The sequence below is a fragment of the Ferrimonas aestuarii genome, assembly GCF_005116665.1.
GTDB lineage: Bacteria > Pseudomonadota > Gammaproteobacteria > Enterobacterales > Shewanellaceae > Ferrimonas > Ferrimonas aestuarii.
In genome coordinates this window covers 81,288-87,671 of sequence record NZ_SWCJ01000020.1, presented here as the reverse complement: position 1 = coordinate 87,671, position 6,384 = coordinate 81,288, and the positions used below count along the sequence as shown (strand labels likewise).

General features: G+C 51.9%; 6 protein-coding genes and 4 tRNA genes. 7 read left to right on the top strand and 3 right to left on the bottom strand.

Annotated features, from left to right (window positions below; genetic code table 11):
- Window positions 1-24: 24 nt before the first annotated feature.
- The 6 genes from FCL42_RS18805 to FCL42_RS18780 all read left to right on the top strand — a co-directional run bounded on the left by FCL42_RS18805 (window position 25) and on the right by FCL42_RS18780 (window position 2,190).
- Window positions 25-100, top strand: a tRNA-Val gene (locus FCL42_RS18805).
- A 50-nt stretch (window positions 101-150) separates the two neighbouring features.
- Window positions 151-226: transfer RNA gene (locus FCL42_RS18800), tRNA-Val, on the top strand.
- Between the two features lie 50 nt (window positions 227-276).
- Window positions 277-352 (top strand) — tRNA-Val (locus FCL42_RS18795).
- Window positions 353-402: 50 nt separating this feature from the next.
- Window positions 403-478, top strand: a tRNA-Val gene (locus tag FCL42_RS18790).
- Window positions 479-693: 215 nt separating this feature from the next.
- Entirely contained in the window at window positions 694-924 is a 231-nt protein-coding gene (locus FCL42_RS18785) for a hypothetical protein (RefSeq protein ID WP_136864976.1), read from the top strand.
- A gap of 69 nt (window positions 925-993) precedes the next feature.
- Entirely contained in the window at window positions 994-2,190 is a 1,197-nt protein-coding gene (locus tag FCL42_RS18780; RefSeq protein WP_136864975.1) for an MFS transporter, read from the top strand.
- A gap of 53 nt (window positions 2,191-2,243) precedes the next feature.
- Here FCL42_RS18780 and FCL42_RS18775 read toward each other — a convergent pair whose 3' ends face one another.
- Entirely contained in the window at window positions 2,244-3,710 is a 1,467-nt protein-coding gene (locus FCL42_RS18775; protein WP_169308455.1) for a carboxypeptidase M32, read from the bottom strand.
- Window positions 3,711-3,823: 113 nt separating this feature from the next.
- Between FCL42_RS18775 and FCL42_RS18770 the strand changes: the two genes are divergently transcribed.
- Window positions 3,824-4,714 carry a LysR family transcriptional regulator gene (locus FCL42_RS18770; RefSeq protein WP_136864973.1) on the top strand — a complete coding sequence of 297 codons (891 nt, stop codon included), beginning with the start codon at window positions 3,824-3,826 and terminating at the stop codon, window positions 4,712-4,714.
- Between the two features lie 15 nt (window positions 4,715-4,729).
- Here the strand turns inward: FCL42_RS18770 and maiA are convergent, their stop codons facing one another.
- Together maiA and FCL42_RS18760 are read right to left on the bottom strand one after the other, a co-directional pair.
- Complete coding sequence (maiA, locus tag FCL42_RS18765; RefSeq protein WP_136864972.1) at window positions 4,730-5,377, bottom strand: maleylacetoacetate isomerase; 648 nt, start codon at window positions 5,375-5,377, stop codon at window positions 4,730-4,732.
- Between the two features lie 16 nt (window positions 5,378-5,393).
- A complete protein-coding gene (locus tag FCL42_RS18760) occupies window positions 5,394-6,374 on the bottom strand; it encodes a fumarylacetoacetate hydrolase family protein (protein WP_136864971.1) in 981 nt (326 codons plus the stop codon).
- Between the last annotated feature and the right edge of the window lie 10 nt (window positions 6,375-6,384).

The following is a 6,384-nucleotide window of genomic DNA, read 5'->3' as shown; positions in this document are numbered from 1 at the left end:
CCATTTATCACCACAGTTTGCTGTGGGCGATTAGCTCAGTTGGGAGAGCACCTGCCTTACAAGCAGGGGGTCACTGGTTCAAGCCCGGTATCGCCCACCACTTACTTCGATAAGTGGTTCAAATAGCCATTTATCACCACAGTTTGCTGTGGGCGATTAGCTCAGTTGGGAGAGCACCTGCCTTACAAGCAGGGGGTCACTGGTTCAAGCCCGGTATCGCCCACCACTTACTTCGATAAGTGGTTCAAATAGCCATTTATCACCACAGTTTGCTGTGGGCGATTAGCTCAGTTGGGAGAGCACCTGCCTTACAAGCAGGGGGTCACTGGTTCAAGCCCGGTATCGCCCACCACTTACTTCGATAAGTGGTTCAAAAAACCATTTGTCACCACAGCTTGCTGTGGGCGATTAGCTCAGTTGGGAGAGCACCTGCCTTACAAGCAGGGGGTCACTGGTTCAAGCCCGGTATCGCCCACCACCTTTAGAAAAAGCGAATCCTTCGGGGTTCGCTTTTTTGATTTCTAGTCATCAAAGACATTTCTTAGTACCTCATAGGCGCTGAACACCTGCCGTCATACCAAACTGCGATTTGATCCCAAGCCAAAATCACCCGCAAAAATTTCATCCACTCGCCGCTCTGTTTCGTACTAGGTTTAACTTGATGGCCTAACGTCGGTAAGTAGGGAGTTCAACATGGCCAATATTTCTCAATCTGCATCAGTAGACAGTATCGCTGAGTATCTGCGCCACACTCAGGGGCTTGATAACGCCAGCGCCGATGCCGAAGCTGCGGTGATTCTGGAAAACTTCCAGAAGATGCGGGCTCAAGGCTACATCAAAGGATGGTGTTTCGATGAAGCTGGGCACCTGGATCTTATTCCTACAGACTCCATGCTTGAGATCTTCGACCGCGTGCAAAAGTAGAATCGTACTTTACTTCGAGTTCTTACCGAGCCTAATATATAAACAAAATTATTTATATAAAGGTCAGGTATGGACGCGCGCCCTTATTACACATTTGCAATTACCCTACTGATCACACTGATCAGCGTCAGTGGCATTGCGCTTCCCTACCCGATTCTTGCTCCCCTGTTTCTCGATTTGGCGCACCCAGTGAGTCGATTCATGTCCATTGACCCCAAACTCTTGCTCGGAGCAGCACTAGCAACCTACCCCATAGGCATTCTGATCGGCGGTAACTACATTGGCAGTTGGTCAGACAGCCTGGGCCGAAAAACCGTGCTGAGCTGGACCATGTTAGGGGCCGCCATTTCATACGCTGCAACCGCCATGGCGATCAGCCAAGGTAGCTTTCTGTTGTTCATCTTTAGCCGTTTATTTACCGGCTTCTTCGAAGGAAATCTGGCCATAGCACGAGCCATCGCTGCGGATCTGCACCCAAAAATTGATCGCACCCGAGCGTTTTCCTATATCAGCGCCATGGGCTACGCCGGATATTTAGTTGGCCCTGTCGTCGGAGGAATGCTATTGCCCCTTGGAGCAAGCTTGGCATTTTGGGTGGCGGCAGCGGCTTGCCTTGCCGCTACAGGGTTAATTCTGATTGCTCTGCCAAAAGATCAGCCCAATGGAGAGCAGAAGAAAGGAGGCAGTCTAGGTCTTCTCAAGCACCCTCAGTATCGACGCTTTTTCGGCTGTTACTTGCTGCTAATGCTTGGTCTTAATGGCTTCTATGAGTTCTATCCTGTGTGGCTAGTCGAGTATCAATCCTATGACAGTCAGCAGATTGCTGCTGCGACGGTGCTGCTGACCGCCTCAATGATCGCAACGGCCACATTGCTCACCATGAAGGCCAAACGAGCCCTAGGATTAGTTCCTGCCGCTGTTGTTGGAATCGCCCTCTATGCCGGTGCCATCGCGAGTTTTCCCTATGGACAAGTGTCGTTTTGGGCGGCCTTTGTGGTCGCAGGAATCGGCATTGCACTGTTCAACGCGATGATGCCTAGCTACCTATCCGAATCGGCCTCAAGCGATGATGGGCAGGGACAGCTGATGGGGCTGCTCACCACAGTATTCTGTTTGGGCAATGTGATTATCGCACTGCTCGGTGCCGCCTTGGCGCTGATTGATACCCGCCTGGTATTGCTACTGAGCTCACTGCTTTGTGTCGTCGCCGCCGCACTATTTTGGCGACAAGCCCAATCAAAATCTCAAGTGGCGGCCACCAATTAAAATCAAAAAGGGCTTTGAGTTCCCCCAAAGCCCCGTTTCAGCCATCAAGCACGCTACAGATAGCGGCGTTTTAAATGGGAGAGCAGCGACTGTGCTGACAACGTTGTCCCCGTTAGCGCCTGACAGCCTGACAACAGATCATATTGACCGCCAGTACTCCACAGTTTTTGCGCCAACTGCTCGCTCACCCATTGGTGACGTTCCATAGGCAACTGCTGCCACTGAGGCGCCGATTTCCACTGCTCGGTAAGCTGGGCCGCGAACATGGCTCCAAGGGTGTAGCTTGGGAAATAGCCAAATTCACCAAAGCACCAGTGGATATCCTGCAAACACCCTTGCGCCGGTGACTCCGGTTGTATTCCCAACCACTTCTGCATGCCTTCATTCCACGCACTAGGAAGTTCAGACAGAGGCAGATCACCGGACAACATCGCCGTCTCAAGCTCATAACGCAGCAAAATGTGCGCCGGATAGGTCACCTCATCGGCCTCCACACGAATCAAGCTCGGCTTAACTTCGGTGACGTGAGCCAGCAGGTTTTCAGCGCTCAGTGCTGAATTCTCTCCCCAGTGGAACTGGCAATTTTCCGATAACCACTCAATAAAGTCCGCCTCTCTGGCCAGCTGCATCTCAAAGGTTAGAGCTTGAGATTCGTGCAGCGCCGCTGATTGCACTTTTACCATTGGCGTGTTGTACCAGCGATGGGCTATGCCCTGCTCGAAACAGCCATGACCAAGTTCATGAATCAACGAGTACAAACCAGAAAGCGGATTGGTCTCATCGTATCGGGAGGTAATGCGCACATCGCTGGCCACGCCCGCGGTAAAAGGATGACTGCTTATGTCCAGCCGCCCTCGCTCCGTATTGAAACCTAAAGGTTTCAATAGCAGTTGAGCCAATTTTTGCTGCTTGACAGCATCCACATGAGGCAAAGGTTGACGGGATCGCCCAGCACTGTGCTCACTGGCCTGACGAATCAAATCAGGCAACTGGGCTTTAAGCGGAGCAAACAGCTCATCCAGCTTGGCCACACTCAAATCCGGCTCAAACTTATTCAACAACGCCTGATACAGAGGCTGAGATTGATCGGTTCGGCGTATTTGCGCCTCCTCCTTAAGTAGGGCAAGGCAAGGAGCAAAGGCACGTTCAAATCGAGTAAAGTCGCCTTCAACGCGCGCGGTGCGCCACGCACTTTCACAGGCAACGGACAGCTCAATTCGACGGCGAACGAAGTCATCCTCCAACACCGCCGCCTCCTCTATTTTACGGCGCATCAACTGAGCCATACGCTTTTGCTCTAACGACAGCGCCGTTTCCGCTCGGCTTAAGGCATCTTCAAGCTTGGGGCTTTGCAGTCGCTGATTAATCACCAACTGCAGTTCGGCCATCGCCTCGCCGCGAGCTCGCTGGCCACCGGACGCCAACAGGGTGGCCTGATCCCACTCCATGAGAGCGAAGGCATGCTCTAGGCGCGAAATAGCCGCAAACTGTTGTTTTAGCCACTCCCAGTCACGATTCATAACGCTTAACTCCTTTTTTAGCCCTAGAGTGAAAATTCTATAGGCGAGTTCAGATTTCTTTGGCATAGTAATAAAACATCGATATTAAATCCTCAAAATTACAAGAATTCCTTATGGACCTACGCCAGTTACGCAATTTTGTTACCGTCGCCGAACAGAGCAGTTTCACACGGGCAGCCCGCATCTTGGGTGTAGCCCAGCCAGCAGTCAGTACTGCCATTAAGAAACTGGAGACCGAACTCGGCCTGGTTTTACTCCACCGCCAAGACAAGCGCGTTCAACTGACCGCCGAAGGTCAGGAGCTGCTGCCCCATGCCAAAGAGATTCTGGGGCGGGTTGAGCTGGCGGAATCGGCCATGAATCGCCTGCAGCAATTGGGTCGAGGAGAAGTTCGTATCGCACTTCCCGGCATGATCGGTTCCTACTACTTCCCTGCACTGCTGATGGCGTTCCACCACAGATATCCAGAGCTAAAGCTGTCTCTGATTGAAGCGGGTACTCGTGAAATTCAAGCGATGATTGAACGAGATGAGATCGATATCGGTATTGTGATTGACGGAGACACCCAGCCAACACTGGAAACCATCCCTCTGACCAAAGAGGAGATGATCGTCGCTTGCAGCCTAGATCACCCTCTGGCTGAGCTGGACTCCATCGAGTTCACTGACTTTATGAAGCACGAACTGGTGATGTTCAAGCGTGGTTATTACCACCGTGAGCGCATGGATCAGTTGGCCAAGGCCCATAACCTTGAGCCGCAACTGGCCTTTGAAACCAACTTGATTGAGCTGATCCGCTCCATTGTGCGTCAAGGATTTGCGATTACCACGGTACTGAAGATGGTTGTTCAGGACGATCCGCAAATCAAAGCGGTGTCTTTCGCTGAGCCACTGTTTATGGATCTGCACGTAGCTTGGAAACGCGGACGCGCCTTGACTCAGGCCGACCGCACCTTCCTAGACTTCCTACTGGAACAGCGTGAAACCAATAAGGCTCTGGGTTAACAGAGCCTTACGAGGTTAGGAAATCACGGCGTCCGGTTGATTTTCCGGCGCCGCTTCCGCGAAAGCAGTTAACTGTCGACAACGCCTAACAATGCCATTGATGAGTGGGTAGTCCTGCATTGGCACCCCAAACCGCTCTGCATTGTAAACCTGTGGCACCAGACAGACGTCCGCCATGGTGACTTGGTCTCCAACACAAAACAATCCAGACGTTCCCTCCAACTGCAACTCAAACCCTTTAAAGGCGGTTTTCACCCAGTGGTGATACCAGCGATTTTTCGCCTCATCATCCAAATTAAGCTCCGACGAGAGATACTTGAGTACGCGAAGGTTATTGAGAGGATGACAATCCACTGCCAGATTCTGTGCCATGGCACGAACCTTTGCACGCTGAGTTGGCTCTGCCGGTAACAGCGCCGGTTCTGGGTAGGCTTCATCCAGATACTCAATGATCGCCATGGATTGATTGAGTAACAGATCGCCGTCCTGAAGCGTCGGTACCAGATGGTTGGGGTTGAGCATCCCATAACTCGGTAGGTGCTGCTGCCCACCATCTTTCACTAAGTGAACCGAGACGTTCTCATAATCCAACTGCTTGAGTGCACACGCGATACGAACGCGATAAGCAGCACTGGATCGCCAGTATCCATACAATTTAAGCATTGCCAATGCAAACTCCCTAAGACTTAACCAGTCTTTGTTCTATAGCACCAAAAATGGAGTTTTGCCTTAAATCGAACATTTCAATTCGCACGATATCGTCAAATTGCATGAATGGAGTCAATGGTTTGCCATGCTCAATGGTCTCCAGCATCCGCTTTTCTGCCAAGCAGGAAGAACCAGCGCTGCGGTCATAATTGGAGACGGTTCCCGAGCCGATAATGCAGCCAGTGCCTAAGGGTCGGCTTTTCGCCGCGTGGGCCACCAAGGTGGGGAAGTTGAAGGTCATGTCAACGCCGGCATCGGGTCGACCAAAACACTCACCATTTAGGTGTGTAACCAGTGGCAGGTGCACCTTACCCTCTTTCCAGGACTCGCCTAGCTCATCGGGAGTGATGGCCACGGGAGAAAAGGCACTGGAGGGTTTGGACTGATAAAAACCAAATCCTTTGGCCAGCTCACCGGGAATTAAGTTTCGCAGCGACACATCGTTAACCAGCATCAACAGCTTAATGTGTCCTTGCGCTTGCTCAGCCGTTACACCCATGGGCACATCGTCAGTGATCACCGCAATTTCCGACTCAAAGTCGACGCCCCAGTCGGTGGTGGGCATCTTAATCTCTTCAAACGGTGCCAAAAAGGTGTCTGAGCCGCCCTGATACACCAAAGGGTCGGTCCAGAACGATTCAGGCATCTCGGCACCTCTGGCCTTGCGCACCAGTTCAACGTGATTCACGTAAGCGCTGCCATCCACCCAATGGTAGGCGCGAGGCAGTGGCGAGTGACACATCTTTTGATCAAACTCAAACGCACCATTACATTGGCCGTCATTTAGCTGTTGATAACGGGCTTCGAGCTTAGGTTGAAGCTCGTCCCAGTTATCCAATGCCGCTTGTAACGTTGGGCAGATGTCTGCCGCGCTGACCGCCTGGCTCAGGTCACGACTGACCAGCATTAACTCGCCATCACGGCTGCCATTATTCTTGGTTGCCAATTTCATTGGTTACATC

Bases quoted from the DNA above. Each gene is read 5' to 3' on its own strand.
- FCL42_RS18785 (WP_136864976.1), top strand. From the start codon at position 694: ATGGCCAATATTTCTCAATCTGCATCAGTAGACAGTATCGCTGAGTAT.
- FCL42_RS18780 (WP_136864975.1), top strand. From the start codon at position 994: ATGGACGCGCGCCCTTATTACACATTTGCAATTACCCTACTGATCACA.
- FCL42_RS18775 (WP_169308455.1), bottom strand. From the start codon at position 3,710: ATGAATCGTGACTGGGAGTGGCTAAAACAACAGTTTGCGGCTATTTCG.
- FCL42_RS18770 (WP_136864973.1), top strand. From the start codon at position 3,824: ATGGACCTACGCCAGTTACGCAATTTTGTTACCGTCGCCGAACAGAGC.
- maiA (WP_136864972.1), bottom strand. From the start codon at position 5,377: ATGCTTAAATTGTATGGATACTGGCGATCCAGTGCTGCTTATCGCGTT.
- FCL42_RS18760 (WP_136864971.1), bottom strand. From the start codon at position 6,374: ATGAAATTGGCAACCAAGAATAATGGCAGCCGTGATGGCGAGTTAATG.